The organism is Thalassococcus sp. S3 (assembly GCF_004216475.1).
Classification (GTDB): Bacteria; Pseudomonadota; Alphaproteobacteria; order Rhodobacterales; family Rhodobacteraceae.
On the sequence record NZ_CP022303.1, the window covers coordinates 192,682 to 210,390 of the forward strand.

General features: G+C 60.3%; 15 protein-coding genes. 8 read left to right on the plus strand and 7 right to left on the minus strand.

What is annotated here, in order from left to right; genetic code table 11:
- Window positions 1-180: 180 nt before the first annotated feature.
- From dnaN to CFI11_RS01030, 4 genes are all read left to right on the plus strand, one after another.
- Window positions 181-1,299: a DNA polymerase III subunit beta gene (dnaN, locus tag CFI11_RS01015; RefSeq protein ID WP_130402196.1), complete on the plus strand. Its 1,119-nt coding sequence runs from the start codon at window positions 181-183 to the stop codon at window positions 1,297-1,299.
- Between the two features lie 86 nt (window positions 1,300-1,385).
- Complete coding sequence (recF, locus tag CFI11_RS01020; protein ID WP_130402198.1) at window positions 1,386-2,489, plus strand: DNA replication/repair protein RecF; 1,104 nt, start codon at window positions 1,386-1,388, stop codon at window positions 2,487-2,489.
- Window positions 2,490-2,568: 79 nt separating this feature from the next.
- Window positions 2,569-4,986 (plus strand): DNA topoisomerase (ATP-hydrolyzing) subunit B, encoded by a 2,418-nt coding sequence (gene gyrB / locus CFI11_RS01025; RefSeq protein ID WP_130402199.1) that lies wholly within the window; start codon window positions 2,569-2,571, stop codon window positions 4,984-4,986.
- An 18-nt stretch (window positions 4,987-5,004) separates the two neighbouring features.
- Window positions 5,005-6,240: a glycosyltransferase family 2 protein gene (locus CFI11_RS01030; protein WP_130402201.1), complete on the plus strand. Its 1,236-nt coding sequence runs from the start codon at window positions 5,005-5,007 to the stop codon at window positions 6,238-6,240.
- Here CFI11_RS01030 and CFI11_RS01035 read toward each other — a convergent pair.
- From CFI11_RS01035 to CFI11_RS01065, 7 genes are all read right to left on the minus strand, one after another.
- Window positions 6,235-7,005 (minus strand): cephalosporin hydroxylase family protein, encoded by a 771-nt coding sequence (locus CFI11_RS01035; protein ID WP_130402203.1) that lies wholly within the window; start codon window positions 7,003-7,005, stop codon window positions 6,235-6,237. The two genes, CFI11_RS01030 and CFI11_RS01035, sit on opposite strands and share 6 nt — an antisense overlap.
- Window positions 7,006-7,024: 19 nt before the next feature.
- On the minus strand, window positions 7,025-7,852 hold the full coding sequence (locus CFI11_RS01040; protein WP_130402205.1) for an NAD(P)-dependent oxidoreductase: 828 nt from the start codon (window positions 7,850-7,852) through the stop codon (window positions 7,025-7,027).
- The gene (locus CFI11_RS01045; protein ID WP_130402207.1) at window positions 7,849-9,069 is read right to left on the minus strand and encodes a class I SAM-dependent methyltransferase; all 1,221 of its coding nucleotides are present in this window, start codon (window positions 9,067-9,069) and stop codon (window positions 7,849-7,851) included. The genes CFI11_RS01040 and CFI11_RS01045 overlap by 4 nt, the downstream gene beginning before the upstream one ends.
- Window positions 9,066-9,608 carry a dTDP-4-dehydrorhamnose 3,5-epimerase gene (rfbC, locus tag CFI11_RS01050; RefSeq protein ID WP_130402209.1) on the minus strand — a complete coding sequence of 181 codons (543 nt, stop codon included), beginning with the start codon at window positions 9,606-9,608 and terminating at the stop codon, window positions 9,066-9,068. The genes CFI11_RS01045 and rfbC overlap by 4 nt, the downstream gene beginning before the upstream one ends.
- Window positions 9,605-10,657: a CDP-glucose 4,6-dehydratase gene (gene rfbG, locus CFI11_RS01055; protein WP_217358744.1), complete on the minus strand. Its 1,053-nt coding sequence runs from the start codon at window positions 10,655-10,657 to the stop codon at window positions 9,605-9,607. The genes rfbC and rfbG overlap by 4 nt, the downstream gene beginning before the upstream one ends.
- Window positions 10,654-11,421: a glucose-1-phosphate cytidylyltransferase gene (gene rfbF / locus CFI11_RS01060; protein ID WP_130409889.1), complete on the minus strand. Its 768-nt coding sequence runs from the start codon at window positions 11,419-11,421 to the stop codon at window positions 10,654-10,656. Before rfbF ends, rfbG begins: the two co-directional genes overlap by 4 nt.
- A 152-nt stretch (window positions 11,422-11,573) precedes the next feature.
- Window positions 11,574-12,473 (minus strand): rhodanese-related sulfurtransferase, encoded by a 900-nt coding sequence (locus tag CFI11_RS01065; RefSeq protein WP_130409890.1) that lies wholly within the window; start codon window positions 12,471-12,473, stop codon window positions 11,574-11,576.
- 95 nt (window positions 12,474-12,568) lie between these two features.
- On the opposite strand from CFI11_RS01065, the gene CFI11_RS01070 reads away from it, so the two are divergent.
- The 4 genes from CFI11_RS01070 to pncB all read left to right on the plus strand — a co-directional run bounded on the left by CFI11_RS01070 (window position 12,569) and on the right by pncB (window position 17,693).
- Complete coding sequence (locus CFI11_RS01070) at window positions 12,569-13,426, plus strand: alpha/beta fold hydrolase (RefSeq protein ID WP_130402213.1); 858 nt, start codon at window positions 12,569-12,571, stop codon at window positions 13,424-13,426.
- 28 nt (window positions 13,427-13,454) lie between these two features.
- Window positions 13,455-14,051 carry a bifunctional nicotinamidase/pyrazinamidase gene (gene pncA / locus CFI11_RS01075; protein ID WP_130402215.1) on the plus strand — a complete coding sequence of 199 codons (597 nt, stop codon included), beginning with the start codon at window positions 13,455-13,457 and terminating at the stop codon, window positions 14,049-14,051.
- 64 nt (window positions 14,052-14,115) lie between these two features.
- The gene (locus tag CFI11_RS01080; protein WP_165390156.1) at window positions 14,116-16,341 is read left to right on the plus strand and encodes a PAS domain-containing hybrid sensor histidine kinase/response regulator; all 2,226 of its coding nucleotides are present in this window, start codon (window positions 14,116-14,118) and stop codon (window positions 16,339-16,341) included.
- A 62-nt stretch (window positions 16,342-16,403) separates the two neighbouring features.
- Entirely contained in the window at window positions 16,404-17,693 is a 1,290-nt protein-coding gene (gene pncB / locus CFI11_RS01085) for a nicotinate phosphoribosyltransferase (RefSeq protein ID WP_130402219.1), read from the plus strand.
- Window positions 17,694-17,709 lie beyond the last annotated feature (16 nt).

Below are 17,709 nucleotides of genomic sequence, written 5' to 3' on the forward strand. Positions count from 1 at the left end.
CCACCCGCGCCTTTTTCGTTCCACATGGCTGGAATGCACCAGCGCCGTCGCGAAGGGCCAGCATGGCTTGACGCTGTCTTCAAAGCGCCTCACAAACCCATAACACTCGGTCAAAAAATGCTTGAGCGGTGACGGCAAAGCGGTACTTTGCCAGTCCCGGCGCATCACAGGGGATGGCACATGAAGATCAGCATTGAACGCGGCACGCTGCTCAAGGCCGTGGCACAGGCGCAATCTGTCGTGGAACGGCGCAACACCATCCCCATTCTGGCCAACGTCCTCATCGAAGCGGAAGGAGAGATGGTGCAGTTCCGGGCCACCGACCTCGATATCGAAGTCGTGGACAAAGCGCCGGCTCAGGTGGAACGGGCAGGCGCGACCACTGTGGCCGCCACGACACTGCATGAGATCGTGCGCAAATTGCCGGACGGGGCCCTCGTGACCCTGACCGCCGATAGCGCGGCGGGGCGGCTCACCGTGGATGCGGGGCGATCCAACTTCTCGCTTGCGACGCTCCCCAAGGAAGACTTTCCGGTCATGGCGTCGTCGGAATATCATTCAAATTTCAGCGCGCCCGCGCCCGTGCTCAGGCGCCTGTTCGACAAGTCCAAGTTCGCCATTTCGACGGAAGAAACGCGGTACTATCTCAACGGCGTTTACATGCATGTGGCGGATGCCGAAGACGGCAAGAGCTTGCGTTGCGTGGCCACGGACGGCCACCGCCTGGCCCGGATTGACGCGGACCTGCCGGAGGGAGCGGTTGAAATGCCGGGCGTGATCGTACCACGCAAGACCGTCGGGGAGCTTCGCAAGCTGCTGGATGACGACGATATGCAAATTGCCGTTTCCGTCAGCGAGACCAAGGTCAGGTTTGCGACCCCGGATATCACGCTGACCTCAAAGGTGATTGACGGCACGTTTCCGGATTACACCCGTGTCATTCCGCACAACAACACCCGCAAGCTCGAAGTCGATGCCTCGGAGTTCGCCCAGGCGGTAGACCGTGTCGCGACGGTCAGTTCCGAACGGTCCCGCGCGGTGAAGCTGCAACTTGACGAAGATCGGCTGATCCTGTCGGTGAACGCGCCAGACAGCGGCGCGGCAGAGGAAGAGCTTGCCGTGGCTTACGGTGATGAGCGGCTGGAGATCGGGTTCAACGCGAAGTATCTTTTGGAGATCGCCAGTCAGGTGGACCGTGAAAACGCGGTCTTCATGTTCAACTCCGCCGGCGATCCCACGCTGATGCGCGAAGGGACAGATCAGAGCGCGGTCTATGTCGTCATGCCAATGCGTGTGTGACGCGCGCCGGAATTTGTCACAAATTCCGGATCGGAAAATGAAACATTTTCTGACACGTTTTCTGTCGCAGAAAACGGCCCCCGAAGATGTCTGAGCTCTTCCTTGCGACCCTGACGCTTTCGCACTTCCGGTCGCACAAACAGGCCCGGATTGAAGCCGACGGTCGTCCGATCGGGATCTACGGCCCCAATGGTGCGGGCAAGACCAATATTCTGGAGGCCGTGTCGCTGTTCTCTCCGGGCCGCGGCTTTCGACGATCGAGCGCCGAAGAGATGACCCGCCGGCCCGAAGCGCTGGGCTGGAAGCTGACCGGCATCGTAGAAACCCCGTCTCAGCCACGAGAGATCGAGACCTGGTCAGAACGGGGCGCGGCCCGGTCGGTGCGGATCGATGGCAAGTCGGCGAGCCAGTTGGCGCTGGGGTCCGTCACGCGGGTGTTGTGGCTGATTCCCTCGATGGACCGGCTCTGGATCGAGGGCGCGGAAGGACGGCGGCGATTTCTGGATCGCATGGCCCTGAGCTTCGATCCAAATCACGCAGAGGCTTCGTTGACGTATGAAAAGGCCATGCGGGAGCGCAACCGACTGCTGAAGAACCAGATGCGCGATGCCCATTGGTATGCCGCTCTAGAAGCGCAGATGGCGGAGGCCGGACACCGTGTGCATGTCGGGCGCCAGAACACGCTTGACCACTTGCGGAGTGCACAGGCCCAGGTCGAGACGGCTTTTCCCACCGCGGAACTGGATCTTGTGCAGACGGAAGGCGCGATGCCGGAAACGGCCGATGACCTGCGCGATGCGCTGGCCGAAAGCCGGTTTCGTGATCTGGCTGCCGGGCGCACCCTGGTCGGCCCTCATCGGGCCGACCTTCATGGAACCTTTGCGGCCAAGGGGGTGCCTGCCAAGGACTGCTCTACCGGAGAGCAAAAGGCGCTCCTGGTCTCTTTGATCCTGGCCAACGCCCGAGCATTGGCAGGCGACGGGGCCGCCCCGATCCTGCTGCTTGACGAGGTGGCAGCACATCTCGACCAATCCCGCAGGTCGGCGCTTTATGACGAGATCTGCATGCTTGGCGCACAGGCCTGGATGACGGGAACCGGGCCGGAGCTTTTCGCGGAACTGGGCGCGCGTGCCCAGTATCTGGAGGTGACGGAGGAGGCGGGGACGTCATCCGTCACGGCGCAGGATTGAGCCACAAAATCTGGGGCAGGTGCGTGACATTCCCCCCAAGAAATCGTATAAAATCCCGAAAATAAGAAGGAGTTTTCGGATGTCCGAAGACGCGCAGGCACCCGAAGAATACGGCGCCGATTCCATTAAGGTTCTCAAGGGCTTGGAGGCTGTTCGGAAACGTCCCGGCATGTATATCGGCGACACGGACGACGGCAGCGGTCTGCACCATATGGTCTATGAGGTTGTCGACAACGGCATCGATGAAGCCCTGGCCGGCCATGCCGATGCGGTGACCGTAAGGATCCACGCCGATTCCAGCGTTTCGGTGAGTGATAACGGGCGTGGAATTCCCGTCGGGATCCACGAGGAAGAGGGCGTCTCGGCCGCCGAGGTTATCATGACGCAGCTTCATGCAGGCGGGAAGTTCGACAGCAATTCCTACAAAGTATCGGGCGGTCTGCACGGGGTCGGCGTGTCGGTCGTCAACGCGCTGTCTGTCTGGTTGGAATTGCGTATCTGGCGCGATGGAAAAGAACATGTCGCGCGGTTCGAACATGGTGAGACCGTGAAGCATCTGGAAGTGATCGGCGACGCAGAGGGCAAGACCGGGACCGAGGTGCGGTTTCTGGCGTCCACCGATACGTTCAGCAACCTCGAATACTCCTTCGACACGCTCGAAAAACGTCTGCGGGAACTGGCCTTCCTGAATTCCGGCGTGCGCATCATCCTGATCGACGAACGCCCTGTCGAGCACCTGCGCTCGGAGCTTTTCTATGAAGGCGGGGTGAAAGAGTTCGTGAAGTATCTCGACCGCTCGAAATCCTCGGTCATGGCAGAGCCGATCTTTATCACCGGAGAGCGGGACGAGATCGGTGTCGAAGTGGCCATGTGGTGGAATGACAGCTATCACGAGACGGTTCTGCCGTTCACCAACAACATTCCACAGCGGGACGGTGGAACCCATTTGGCTGGTTTCCGCGGTGCATTGACCCGCACCATTAACAATTACGCGCAGGCCTCTGGGATCGCGAAGAAGGAAAAGGTGAATTTTACCGGCGACGACGCACGCGAGGGACTGACCTGCGTTCTGTCGGTGAAGGTTCCTGACCCGAAGTTCAGCTCTCAAACCAAGGACAAGCTTGTCAGTTCGGAGGTGCGTCCCGCGGTCGAAGGTCTGGTCAACGAAAAGCTGGCCGAGTGGTTCGAAGAGCATCCCAGCGAGGCAAAGATCATCGTTGGCAAAATCATCGAGGCTGCCCTGGCCCGCGAGGCGGCGCGTAAGGCCCGCGAGTTGACCCGGCGCAAGACGGCGATGGACGTGAATTACCTTGCGGGCAAGCTGAAAGACTGTTCGGAAAAAGATCCGTCGAAAACCGAGGTTTTTCTGGTGGAGGGCGACAGCGCCGGCGGATCGGCGCAGACGGGTCGGGACCGGCGGACACAGGCCGTCTTGCCGCTTCGCGGCAAGATTTTGAATGTGGAGCGGGCCCGCTTTGACCGAATGTTGTCGAGCCAGGAGATCGGCAATCTCGTGATGGCGCTTGGCACCGGGATCGGGCGGGACGAGTTCGACATCTCCAAGCTGCGCTACCATAAAATCGTGATCATGACGGATGCTGACGTTGATGGCGCCCATATCCGCACGTTGCTGCTGACCTTCTTCTACCGGCAGATGCCGGAGCTGATCGAAGGCGGATACCTCTACATCGCGCAGCCGCCACTTTACAAGGTCAGCCGGGGCAAGTCGGAGGTCTATCTCAAAGACCAGGCCGCGCTTGATGACTACCTGATCGCTCAGGGGATCGAGGGCGCGGTTTTGCGCCTGGGATCGGGGGAAGAGATTGTCGGGCAGGATCTGTCCCGCGTGGTGGACGAAGCGCGACAGCTCAAACGTGTGCTTGACGCGTTCCCCACGCATTACCCGCGCCATATTCTGGAGCAAGCCGCGATTGCAGGCGCGTTCGTTCCGGGCGCCGTAGATGCCGATCTGCAGGGCGTTGCCGACAAAGTTGCCGCGCGATTGGATTTGATCGCCCTGGAATACGAGCGGGGCTGGCAGGGGCGTATTACCCAGGACAAGGGGATCCGGCTGGCACGTATCCTGCGCGGCGTTGAAGAAGTGCGCACATTGGACGGCCCGATGCTGCGCTCGGGCGAAGCTCGCAAGACAGGCAGCTTCACGCAAAGCTTGCAGGATGTTTATGCCACCACCGCCTCGCTGAACCGAAAGGATCGCAGTCAGGTGATTTACGGTCCGCTTGGGCTGCTCAAGGCGATCCTGGAAGAGGGTGAAAAGGGCTTGTCCCTGCAGCGCTATAAAGGGCTGGGAGAGATGAACCCCGATCAGTTGTGGGAAACCACGCTGGACCCGGATGCCCGCACGCTGCTGCAGGTCAAGGTCGACGATATGGTCGAAGCCGATGACCTTTTTACAAAGCTGATGGGGGATGTGGTGGAACCAAGGCGGGAATTCATTCAGCAGAACGCGTTGAGCGTCGAGAACCTGGACTTCTAGGCCTTATAGGACGAACCGGTGAAAATCAGCATCGTCATTCCAACGCGCGAGCGGATTGCCTATCTGCCCGCGTCCATTCAGACCGCGTTGGATATCGACGATCCCGATATCGAGGTGGTGGTCAATGACAATGCAAGTCAGGACGGCACGGAAGACGTCGTTCGGGCCATTGAGGATCCGCGGCTGAGATATTTCAACACCGGCCAACGCGTGGCGATGCGCGAGAATTTCAACCAGGCCGTGACGAACGCGACCGGAGATTACGTCGTTGTTTTCGGGGATGATGACGGGATCCTGCCGGGACAATTCAGGCATTTGCGCGATGTCCTCGAGCGTCATCGTCCAGACGGGCTGAGCTGGACAAGGGCGACCTATGGGTGGCCCATTCCCGGTTTCGGCCAAAAGACGGGCGGCATTCGGTTTTACCGGGACGGCACCTTTGGTGCGCCGCAACCCTATGATCCGTCCCGGAATGAGCGGGCTCTGCTAAGCTGCGATCTCGCCAAGATGGTTCCAAGCGCCAACATCTATCACGGCTGTGTTGCCAAGGCTTATCTGGAACGTGTGGCGCCTTCTTCCGGCGTGTTCTTTGACGGCGCCATTCCGGACGTGAATTTCGAATATCGCGCCGCACTTGTGGGCGGGGCGTTTCTTCACTGTGATCACCCCTTTTCGATCAACGGGCACAGTCCGGCCAGCAATGGGGGCGCGCAAAAGGGCTTTAAGGCGGATGATCCGCGCAGCAAGCCGGCCCAGCAATTCGATGCGGAAAATCGGGCGGATACGTATCAGGACGTGATGGACAATGCCCGTTTCGTTCCATTGGTGCTATTCTCCACCCTGGAAACATTACGCAGGCGCATGGGGGACGCGCGCCGCCCGGATTTCAAGGCCTGGTATCACATGGTGGTCAGTGGCGCCCGCAACAAACCGGAGGTTTCCGAAAATGTGGAGGCCATCCTGAAGGCATATGCCGAAGAAACTGGAACAACCGCCGAACTGGCTCAGGCCTATGATCTGCCCGCAAAACGCAAGAAAACGCTTGGAGAGCGCGTGGCCCGCATCCGGTCCCAGATCAACAGCCTGCGGGTGTCGGCGGAAAAAGACGGCGAAAATACAATTTTGACCGCGGCGCGGGTCTATGACGAAATCCTGGCAAATGACCTTGGCGCGGTGTTGGACAACACGCTGTCGCGGGACAAAGCGTGGCGCGCCGCTAAGCAGCGCAGCCGAAACTTCAAGCGTGAGCTATGAGATCCGCCGCAGAAACCCGTCATCTGCAACGCTGACCAGCAACTTGTCGGATATGGCGCGATCAATCTCAAATTCAGGATGCGTCTTGACGTAGTCCCAGACAGCGGTTTTCGGGTTGTTTCCGGGTCCCCAGTCCCGGTTGGGATAGGCATCGGCGGGCATGTCTTCGATCAATGTGTCAAACACCACGCAATAGCTACCAACCGATGTCAGAGGTGCGTAGAGTTCCAATTCCTGGCGCACATGATCATGCGTGTGGTTGCTGTCCAGACAGACCAGAATGCGCGTATGGGCGGACGCGATCTCACGCACTTGCGTGATCACGTCTTCCGCGATGCTGGACCCCTCTATCATCTCGATCCGTGACGCCATGGGATGCGCGTTGATCGCGGCCCGGTTATGCGTGCGGATATCGATATCGACGCCCAGAACCTTGCGGTTCGACCGGGCCGGATCCAGCTGTGTTCCCGCCTCGATGGCTTCGGACATGTCCAGCAAGGCAAGCATGGAGGCCGAAAAGATCAATGATCCACCATGGGCGATACCGGTTTCGATGATCAGATCCGGTTTGATCTCAAAGATCAGCTCCTGCATCGCGACGATGTCTTGCGGGTATTGGATGATAGGCCGGTTCATCCAATGGAAATTGTAGGAATATTGAGGCTGGACAGAGGCTTGCAGGAACGCCAACGCACTGTCCTTTAGACCGTCATTGGCTGCCATATCGGCAATGCGCGATTTCATTTCGTCTTTGAACTGGCTCATCCAGGCTCCCCCGAAGCGGTCAAGTGCGGTGTCCGACGACGACGGCCGGATCGGTGATGTTATCCGGGCGTGCCCCGAAATTCAGAAGGTCCCGACGGCCATAAAGATCCGCAATCTCTTCGGCAAGCTCTCGCACCGTGCGGCGCGAGCCGCTGCAGATGTTCGAGGCGCCTGTCTGCGATCCCATTGCATCGGCCACAAGCAGGCGCGCCGCGTCGTGGACATCCATGTAGTCGCGGATCTGTGTCCCGCTGGTCATGTCGGCGGCACGCCCGGCTTGCATTTGTTGGTGGAGATAGGGGATCAGCCGCCGGGCATCTTCGCGTGGGCCATAGAGGTAAAAGAGCCTGCCCCAGAGGAAGGAGACATCGGCAGACGGCAGGAACCGCGACAAGGCGATGTAAGCACCGGCTTTGGCTGCCGCGTAAGGCGTCTGCGGGTCAAGCGGTGTGTCCAAATAGAGATCCCCCGCGGTCAGATCATATTCAAAGCAGGTTCCGACACCGACAAACCGTCTGACCCGCGCCGCGACCGCACCCTGGGCCAGAGCCAGCGTGCCCGAGAGACAGTCAAGATTGCGGGAAGACATCAGGTATTTCCCGGGCTCCGCGTACCAGGCGACATGCACCACCATGTCCACACCGTGACAGATCTGCGTCCACCAGTCGGCGCTTTCGGCGAAAAGGTCGGGGGTCTCTATGACCTCGTCCCGGTCCGTTAGACGTTCCAGCCGATCGGTGCTGCCTTTGCGAATGACGCACCGGGTCGGCAATCCCTCGGCTTGTAGCGCCTGAAGAACCGCATGGCCGACGAAGCCTGTTGCTCCTGTCAGAAGAACGCGCGTCATCCGGTGACCTCAAGCCGGGGAACCGCCGTGACAAAACGGGTCCCGGCCTCTGCGAGGTCCGCGTTTTGCGCCCGGATCTCCGCCGCGATGTTCCAAGGAAAGATCATCAGATAGTCGGGCCGGTTCTCGCGCAGCAGATCCGGTGACAGGATCGGGATATGGCTTCCCGGCAGGTACTTCCCAATCTTCGAAGGCGCCGCGTCGCAAACAAACGGCATCAAATCGTGCCGGATCCCGGCGTAATTCATCAGCGTATTGCCCTTCGCCGCTGCGCCATAGCCGGCGACCGAGTTTCCATTGGCCTTCGCGTCCATCAGAAAGCGGAGCACATCATCCTTTATCCGGTTCGCCGTCTCCTGAAAGGCATCGTAAAACAGATCATCGCCCATACCGCGTTCCGCCTCGACCGCGCGGAGGCGCGCCACGTTCGGCGTTTCGAGGCGCGAGGCAGATCTCAGGCATCCATAGACACGCAGGCTGCCGCCATGGGTCGGCAACTCCTCGACGTCCCAAACCCGCAGACCGGCCGACGCAAAGATGCGCTCCACCGTCAGCAAAGACAGATAGGAAAAGTGTTCGTGATAGACCGTGTCGAACTGGCCGAATTCGACCAGCCGCATCACGTGAGGGAATTCGAGCGTCACGACGCCTTCGGGCTTCAGGGCGCGCGCCAGCCCCCTTGTGAAGTCGTTGATATCGGGAACATGCGCATAGACGTTGTTTCCGATGATGAGGTCGGATTTCGGCACGTCCCGCGCGCAGGTCTCTCCAAAGAAGGCCTGCAGAACCGGAACACCCAGGGCCTCTGCCGCCTTGGCCGTGCTTTCGGTAGGCTCGATCCCAAGACAGGGTATGCCCCGAGGCAGAAAGTTCTTCAGAAGATAGCCGTCGTTCGAGGCCACCTCGATCACGTGACTGTCCGCGCCCAGGGACAAACGATCACAGATCATCTCCACATAGCGGGCGGCATGTTCAAGCCAGCTGCGCGAGGTTGACGAAAAGTAGGCATAGTCACGGGTAAAAAGCTCATCCGCCGCGGCGAAGTCTTCGGTCTGAACCAACCGACAACTCCGGCAGACCTTAAGCTTCAGCGGAAACGTGACTTCCGGTCGGTCGAGATCCTCGACCGACAGATAGGCGTTCGAAGGCGGGGCATGCCCAAGATCAAGAAAGTCCTGCGTCAGCGGGGAGGCGCAATGGCGACAGCTTGGGGTCACAGCGGTTCACACTCCTTCAGTCCAGGCAGGGCGGCGTCACGATCCGAAAGTTGCGAAATTGGAAGGGGCCAGTCGATGGAAAGGCTCTTGTCCAAAGGGTTAATCCCGCCCTCGTCTTGCGGCGCATAGCGGTGGGAGTGCATGTATTGCAGCTCGGTTTCGTCCGTAAGGGTTTGAAATCCATGCGCAAAGCCTTCTGGAATGTAGATCGCATTGCGGGCCTCGGCATCCAGTTCCAGCGCGCAGTGATGCCCGAACGTCGCCGAGCTTTTCCGCAGATCCACAATGACATCCAAGGCCCGTCCGCGCAGGCAGCGCACAAGCTTCACCTCGGCCGATGGCGGGCGCTGGAAGTGAAGGCCACGGACAGTGCCTTGTTCGGCGCTTAGAGAGATATTCATTTGCACCCAACGCGTGTTGAGCCCTTGGGATGCGAATTCGTCCTCACAAAAAGTGCGGGCGAAAAAGCCGCGGGCATCCCCACGCCGTTGAAGGGTGACCTCCATCGCGCTATCAAGGGGGAGAGACCGGAAGATCATGGTGCGCCAAACGCTTCGATCTGCGACAGCGACACATCCCGCGCCTGCGCGCCATCGGCGACATCGCGATACCATTGCACCGTGTGCTTGACGGTTCGGTCAAAGTCCCAGCGCGGGGCGACGTTCAACACGGCACGGGCCTTTTCGACCGACAGGCTGAGAAGGCCGGCCTCGTGCGGCGCATTGGGGTCAGAGCGGTCGTCCCATGTCCCGGGCCAATGGTGCAGGACGGCATTCACAAGCGCCTCGGCAGATCGGATATCGCGCGCCTCCGGCCCGAAGTTGAAGCAGTCCTGAAGCCCAGGGTCGGCATCGTTCCAGAGATGCTCGGCCAGCTTGAGATACCCCGCCAAGGGTTCCAGGACGTGCTGCCAGGGACGAACCGCACCGGGATTGCGCACCGCGATCGGCGCACCCTTGGCCAGGGCACGCATGATGTCCGGCAACAGCCGGTTAGCGGCCCAGTCGCCGCCGCCGATCACGTTCCCGGCCCGCGCTGATGCCACGCGCACCGGGCTTTCCGTGCCCAAAAAGGACTTGCGCCAACTGTCGACTGCAATCTCCATCGCGGCCTTGCTGGCGCTATAGGGATCGTGCCCCCCAAGGGGATCGGTTTCGCGGTAAGGGTGATGCCATTCGTGGTTCTGATAGACCTTGTCCGTTGTCACCATCACCACCGCGCAGACCTTGGACCGGGGGCGCAGCGCCTCCAGCACATGGGCAGAGCCCATCACATTGGTGGCCCAAGTCGTGAGCGGGTCGCGATATGAGGCCAGAACCAAAGGCTGCGCCGCGAGGTGGAAAACGATATCGGGATCCGCCTCGGCAACCCGTGCGGCCACGAGGGTCGTGTCGCGGATGTCCCCGATCCGGTGGTCCAGATCTCCTTCGAGAGAGAGCTGTTCGAAGAGGCTCGGTTGAGTATCGGGCGCCAGGGCCAGGCCATAGACTTTCGCTCCCAGATGTCTGAGCCAGAGAGACAGCCACGATCCCTTGAACCCGGTATGGCCGGTTACCAGGACCCGTTTGCCGGCCCAGAAACCCGTCATTCCCACGTCTTCCACGGGGCGGCACCCGTACTCCACAATTCTTCAAGCTGCTTCTTGTCGCGCATCGTATCCATGGCAGACCAAAAGCCCGAATGCCGCCAAACCGCCAGTTGTTCGTCCGAGGCGAGGCCGGTGAGCGGTTCTTGCTCAAACACCGTCTCGTCGCCTGCAATGCGTTCAAGAACCGAAGGCTCGCACACGAAAAACCCGCCGCTGATCCAGCGCCCGTCGCCCTGGGGCTTTTCGAAGAACGATGTCACACGATCCCCGTTCAGTCGGATCGCGCCGAAACGCCCGGCCGGCTGGATGGCGGTCACCGTCGCCTCGCATCCTTGCGTTTTGTGAAAGTCGACAAGCGATGTGATGTCGACGTCGCTCACGCCATCGCCGTAGGTCAGGCAAAAGGTCCCGTCCAGATAGGCGCCGATCCTCTTGATCCGCCCGCCCGTCTGGGTCAGTTCACCGGTATCAATCAGCGTGATGCGCCAGGGCTCGGCATTGCGGTGGTGCACCTCCATGTCATTGTTCGACAGGTCAAATGTCACGTCGGACATATGCAGGAAGTAATTCGCGAAGTATTCCTTGATCACATAGCCCTTGTAACCGCAGCAGATCACGAAATCATGGATGCCATGCGCTCCATAGCTTTTCATGATGTGCCAGATGATCGGCTTGCCACCGATTTCGATCATCGGCTTGGGTTTGAGATGGCTCTCCTCGCTGATGCGGGTGCCAAGTCCCCCGGCTAGAATGACGGCTTTCACGCTCGACTTCACCTTACCTGTCAGCGGATGCGCGGATGCGCGGATGCGCGCCGCCGCTGCGTTGATGTTTTCGGGTGAATAGACGGTTTTTGCTTTGAAATGCAAAAGGCAAATGCGCGGTCGGAGGCGGCGGACTGCCGAAAAGCCTTTCGTCAGCCCGCGATGCGGTTCTGCCGCTCCCGTGTCAGGCGCATTTGCTTCTGCCGCTCGCGAAAGCGCGCCTTGTCGGCGCTGCTCGTCTCTGCCTCGCAATGATGGCAGGCCACCCCGGCCTCGTATTCAGGGCGCCTTGTGTCTTCCGGCAGGATCGGTCGGCGGCACCCATGGCAAAGCAGATGAGGGCCTTCGACAAGCCCGTGATCGACGCTGACACGATTGTCAAAAACAAAGCAGGAGCCTTGCCACGTGCTCTCGTCCTTCGGGACGTCTTCGAGATATTTCAGAATGCCGCCTCTAAGGTGGAATACCTCTTCAACACCCTGTCCCAGCAGAAAGTTGGTCGATTTTTCGCAACGAATACCGCCGGTGCAGAACATCGCGATCCGCTTGCCTTCGAACTGCGATTTGTGACGCTCCCACCAGTCCGGGAACTCTCCGAAAGACTGTGTTTGCGGATCGATGGCGCCTTCGAAGGTTCCTATCGCCACTTCATAATCGTTGCGCGTGTCTATGACGGCGACATCGGGCTGTTGGATCAGTGCGTTCCAGTCCTCCGGCTCGACATAATGACCGACCCGTGCCCTCGGGTCGATGTCAGGCTGGCGCATCGTCACGATCTCACGCTTGAGGCGGACCTTAAGTTTGCCGAAAGGGGGCGTGTCGCTCTGGCTTTCCTTCCACTCCAGATCCGCGCAATCCGGCAGGCCGCGGATGTAGGCCAAAGCGGCGTCTATCCCGGCGCGCGACCCGGCAATCGTGCCATTGATGCCTTCCGGCGCCAAAAGCAGCGTGCCTTTCACATCATGACTGCAGCATTGCCGGGCAAGCCCCGGCTTGAGGGCCGCGGGATCGTCAAACCGTGTGAAATGATAAAGTGCCGCGATCACATACATATGGCCGAAATACGCCGCGCCCCCGACCGGCGCAAGGGGGCGCTGCCGCAACGAAAGATTTGACGAAATCGCCGGACTGCCGTCACGTTCGGCCCATGCTCGCTCCGCTTCGACGTCTGACCGACTATGTCGGGCCCGGCGCCCTTTATCATGTTGAAGGCCCGGTCGGACCTCCCCCGGTTCTGCTGACGCATGGCACGTTCTCCTCGGCCAGAACCTGTTTGCCAGTTGCCGTTGCCCTGGCGCGCCATCGGTCCGTTTACATTATCGAATGGCGCGGCCGCTCGCATGGGGTGCGCGCGAAGATGGCGTTCGGCCTTCACGATCTGGCTGACGGCGAGATGAGCCAGGCCATCGCCCATGTCGCGGATGCCGCAAGCGCGCCTGTTCACATCATGGCCCATTCGGGCGGTGGGCTTGCCATGATCCTCGCCATTGCGCATGCGGCGCAGATCCGCGACCAGGTGCGCAGCCTGACGACCTTGGGGACACAGGCCACTCATCTTCACCTGGCGCCTTTGCCGTTTCGCCTTGCCCTCCGCGTGCTCTCCGCACAGGGCAGGTTGACAGGGCGCTGGCCGAACCGGCTGCTTCGGCTGGGAGACAGCGATGAGGCCGCGCAGGTTCTGCGGGATTGGCTGGACATGAACGCGGCACGGGATCTCGTTGACCGGTCAGGGCGCAGCGTGTTGCCCCGGCTGGCCGAATTGTCCCTCCCGGCGCTGGTTCTGGCGGGTGCCGCAGATCGCCATATCGCCCCCGCCGAAGGATGTCGCGCGCTTGCCCGTGCCTTCGGGCAAAACGGGCGCTTCCATCTTTGCTGCCGGGATAACGGCGACGCAGAGGATTTCAGCCATGCCCGTCTCTGGCGCTCGCGTGCGGCGGAACGGACCGTCTGGCCCAGGATCGTTTCGTTCATGAACGAGATTGACGCAGACGCCCTTGCATCCTAGCCCTGAGGCGCAGCAAAGGAGGCTTCTCATGACCCGTGCCCTTCTCGTGATCGACGTCCAGAACGATTTCTGCCCTGGTGGCGCGCTTGCGGTGCCGGACGGCGACGCGATCGTACCGCGCATCAACGCACTGATGGAGGAGGCGGATACGGTCATCCTGACGCAGGACTGGCATCCGACTGGTCATTCCTCTTTTGCGTCAAGTCACGAGGGAAAGGCGCCCTATGAGTTGATCAGCATGTCCTACGGGGATCAGGTGCTCTGGCCGGATCATTGTATCCAGGGGACGGAGGGGGCGGCGTTCCACCCCGATCTGCGGGCTGATGGTGATCTGATTATCCGTAAAGGGTTTCGCGCTGGGATCGACAGCTATTCCGCATTCTTCGAGAATGACCGGACCACCCCAACCGGTTTGGAGGGGTATCTGCGGACCCGGTCCATAAACGCGCTGACGCTGGTCGGACTGGCGACGGACTTTTGTGTCAACTACTCGGCGGTTGATGCGGCGCGGCTCGGCTTTGACGTCCATGTCGACCTGAGCGCGTGCCGGGCCATCGATCTTGACGGGTCGCTTGAGACAGCACTTGAGGGCATGCGTCAGGCCGGCGTGCAGATTTTCGAATAGTTGCAAATTCTTAAGGTTCCTCCGGCTATTCCTTTCTCCCGGGATGGTCAGGAGGACCCGGTATTTGCACCAAGATGAACCGACCGATACCCCGGATGTGATGGCGGATGCCCGCGCCCAGTTTGGCGAGCGGGCACTTTTGGTGCGCTATGCCCGGGGGCGCGTCAGGTATCTGCTCAGCCGGCAACTCGTGACCCTGCTTGGGGCATCAATCCTCACGATCGTAAGTGGTCCTGTTATCGGTTTCGCCGCTGTCATGCTGTCGCTCGTCGGGGAAATCGTGGATTGTGGCTATCTCAGGGGGGTTCCGCAAAAGCTCTCCGGCGCTGCGCCAATCGCACCTATTCGCCGGATGAGTGTTGCGACCGCCGCGTTTCAGGCTCTGACCGTATCGGGATGTGTGGTGCTCGGATGGCTTGCCGCGGCTGATCAATCGGCGCCTCTTTTTGCCATCGCGTTTCTTGCCGGGGCTGCCATCAATGCCGGTTTGGTGCTTCCGTTTCACAAACAGGCTGCGATGGCCCGTCTGGCCATATTCGTCGCGACACCCATCCCTCTTTTTATCTGGGAAGCCGTGTTTCACACCCAGGCAGACATGCTGTTTCTGCTTGATGCCGCGGGTGCGATCCTTTTGGCGTACATGGTTCACGCCTTTCTTGGTTTTGTGACCTACAGCTTTGAGCGCAACAAGACCGACACGCTTGCGCTTATGGATCAAAGCGTCGTGCTTGAGGAAACAAACCAGCGCCTGCTGACCCGTGAGCGGGAGGCGCGGCAGCTTTCGCTCGTCGCGCGATATGCGAACGATTCCGTCATTCTGTCGCGCGATGGAGGGCGGATTTTTTGGGTCAACGACGCCTTTACGAAGATCACAGGCTACAGCTTGACCGAGGCGCTGGGGTCGCGAACAGGCGATTTGCTCAATGCCCCCGAGACGGACCCGGCCGTTATCGACGCGATTGCACATGCGATGAACCGGGGGGAGCCTTTTCGGGGGGAGGTTCTGAACCAGACCAAGACGGGCGCGCGGATCTGGGTTGAAACCAACATTGTCCCGGTCCTTGATCAGGACGGCGAGATCGAGATGACGGTAGCCATTGAGCGTGACGTCACCGAGGCCAAACAGCAAGCCAGTGAACTTGCAGAAGCCAAACGGGCCGCCGAGGAAGGGGCGCGTGTGAAGGCCGAGTTTCTGGCAACGATGAGCCACGAGATCCGCACACCGATGAACGGCATTATTGGGATGGCCGATCTTCTGGCAGAGACACCCATGACCAAGGAGCAGACGCTTTACGCGGACACGATCCGAGATTCGGGCGAGGCGCTGCTGACCATCATCAACGACGTCCTCGATCTTTCTAAGCTCGACGCCGACAAGATGGAGCTCAGCCCGGTCGACTTTGATCTGCGGACATGCGTGTCCGGTGTGCTGACGCTGCTGAAACCTCAGGCCGAAAAGAAAGGTCTCGCGCTCGAGATACAGGGGCTCGAGAGCTTGCCCGATGTGGTCCATGGCGACGACGTGCGGCTGCGACAGGTTCTGGTCAATCTCATCGGCAACGCGATCAAGTTTACCGAGAAAGGGCGTGTCTGGCTTGAGCTTGAATGCCACCGGGACGCCGGCGGCGATAAATTGTCCTGCGCGGTTTGCGATACCGGCATTGGCGTGACCAAAGATAAGCTGTCACATGTCTTCGAGAGATTCTCGCAGGCCGACGCCGCGACCACGCGGCGATTTGGCGGAACGGGGCTTGGCCTCACGATTTCAAAGCTTCTGATCGAGAAGATGGGGGGAGAAATCCTTGCATCTTCGACCCCGGGTCTCGGCTCACGGTTCTCTTTCCACATCCCTCTTCGCGAAGTGTCTGCCCCGGCGCGCATTTCGGATGGCGGCGCCCCTGCGATGACATGTCTTTCGGGGATGCAGGTCCTGGTGGCCGAGGACAACAAGGTCAATCGCTTGCTGATCCGCAAGTATCTTGCCGCTGTTCCCATCACACTCGATTTCGCGCATGACGGTCAGGAGGCAGTGACAAAGACGGCCGCACTGCGTCCGGATCTGGTGTTCATGGACATGTCGATGCCCGTGATGAGCGGTCTGGATGCCACCCGTGCCATCCGCAAGTCGGGCGCTCACCAGCCGATCATCGTTGCGCTCACCGCCAATGCGTTCAAAAGCGATGAGGAGGCATGTCTGCAGGCGGGAATGGACGGTTTTCTGACCAAGCCCATCCGGCGCGGCGATCTGCTCGACTGTCTCTCCAGCCATTACTCCGTGCCCCGGGTTTAGGGGGTGGCCCGCCTTGCATCGCTGGCGTATCACCTTACAAAGGCGTATAAAAAGGGCTCGCCATGGACATCGCCACCCGTGTCTGGAACCACAAGTGGAAGATCGACCCGATCGTTCGATCTCTGATCGATACCGATTTCTACAAGCTCTTGATGTGCCAGTCGGTCTTTCGCAATCGTCCCGACACGCAGGTTACGTTTTCCCTGATCAACCGATCCTCGCACGTGCCACTGGCCCGCCTGATTGACGAGGGCGAGTTGCGCGAGCAGCTTGATCATATCCGCACGCTCTCGCTGTCGCGTGGGGAAAGCACCTGGCTGCGGGGCAACACGTTCTATGGCAAACGCCAGATGTTCCGCCATGATTTCATGGAATGGTTCGAGCAGCTGCGCCTGCCACCCTATTATCTTGAACGGGTCGGCGATCAATACGAGCTGACCTTTGAAGGGGCTTGGCCCGAAGTCATGCTGTGGGAGATCCCGGCGCTCGCTGTTCTGATGGAACTGCGGGGCCGTGCCGTCCTGCATGACATGGCCCGGTTCGAGCTTCAGGTTCTCTATGCCCGCGCCATGACCAAATTGTGGGAAAAGATCCAGCGCCTTAGACCAAACCCCTCCCTGCGCATTGCCGATTTCGGAACGCGGCGGCGGCATTCCTTCCTGTGGCAGGATTGGTGCGTGCAGGCGATGGTCGAAGGGCTTGGCCCGCGCTTTGTCGGCACTTCGAACTGTCTGATCGCCAAGAACCGCGACCTCGAGGCGATTGGCACCAACGCCCACGAATTGCCGATGGTCTATGCCGCCCTGGCCCAAAGCGACACCGAACTCGCCCGCGCGCCCTACGACGTGCTCAGCGATTGGCACGAGGAGCATGAGGGCAATCTGCGCATCATCCTGCCGGACACCTATGGCACTGAAGGGTTTCTGGACCGTGCACCGGACTGGCTCACCCAATGGACCGGTATCCGCATCGACAGCGGTGATCCGGCCGAGGGCGCAGAGACGGCGATCCGCTGGTGGCAGGCCCGCGGCGAGGATCCGCGCGAAAAGCTGGTCATCTTCTCAGACGGCCTGGACGTCGAGAAAATCCTGGAACTCTCGGCTCAATTCGCCGGCCGGGTAAAGGTATCCTTCGGCTGGGGTACGCTGCTGACCAACGACTTTCGTGGCCTCACGCCGGACGACAGGCTGGCGCCCTTCTCACTGGTCTGCAAAGCGGTCAGTGCCAACGGGTTTCCGACGGTGAAGCTCTCGGACAACCCCAACAAAGCCATGGGGCCCACGCCTGAGATAGAGCGCTACAAAAGGGTGTTCGGGGTTGGAGAGCAGGAGCGGATGGAGGTCGTGGTGTAACGACCTCCTTTTTCGG

Bases quoted from the DNA above. Each gene is read 5' to 3' on its own strand.
- dnaN (WP_130402196.1), top strand. From the start codon at position 181: ATGAAGATCAGCATTGAACGCGGCACGCTGCTCAAGGCCGTGGCACAG.
- recF (WP_130402198.1), top strand. From the start codon at position 1,386: ATGTCTGAGCTCTTCCTTGCGACCCTGACGCTTTCGCACTTCCGGTCG.
- gyrB (WP_130402199.1), top strand. From the start codon at position 2,569: ATGTCCGAAGACGCGCAGGCACCCGAAGAATACGGCGCCGATTCCATT.
- CFI11_RS01035 (WP_130402203.1), bottom strand. From the start codon at position 7,005: ATGAGCCAGTTCAAAGACGAAATGAAATCGCGCATTGCCGATATGGCA.
- CFI11_RS01040 (WP_130402205.1), bottom strand. From the start codon at position 7,852: ATGACGCGCGTTCTTCTGACAGGAGCAACAGGCTTCGTCGGCCATGCG.
- rfbC (WP_130402209.1), bottom strand. From the start codon at position 9,608: ATGATCTTCCGGTCTCTCCCCCTTGATAGCGCGATGGAGGTCACCCTT.
- rfbG (WP_217358744.1), bottom strand. From the start codon at position 10,657: ATGACGGGTTTCTGGGCCGGCAAACGGGTCCTGGTAACCGGCCATACC.
- CFI11_RS01065 (WP_130409890.1), bottom strand. From the start codon at position 12,473: ATGTATGTGATCGCGGCACTTTATCATTTCACACGGTTTGACGATCCC.
- CFI11_RS01070 (WP_130402213.1), top strand. From the start codon at position 12,569: ATGCTCGCTCCGCTTCGACGTCTGACCGACTATGTCGGGCCCGGCGCC.
- pncA (WP_130402215.1), top strand. From the start codon at position 13,455: ATGACCCGTGCCCTTCTCGTGATCGACGTCCAGAACGATTTCTGCCCT.
- pncB (WP_130402219.1), top strand. From the start codon at position 16,404: ATGGACATCGCCACCCGTGTCTGGAACCACAAGTGGAAGATCGACCCG.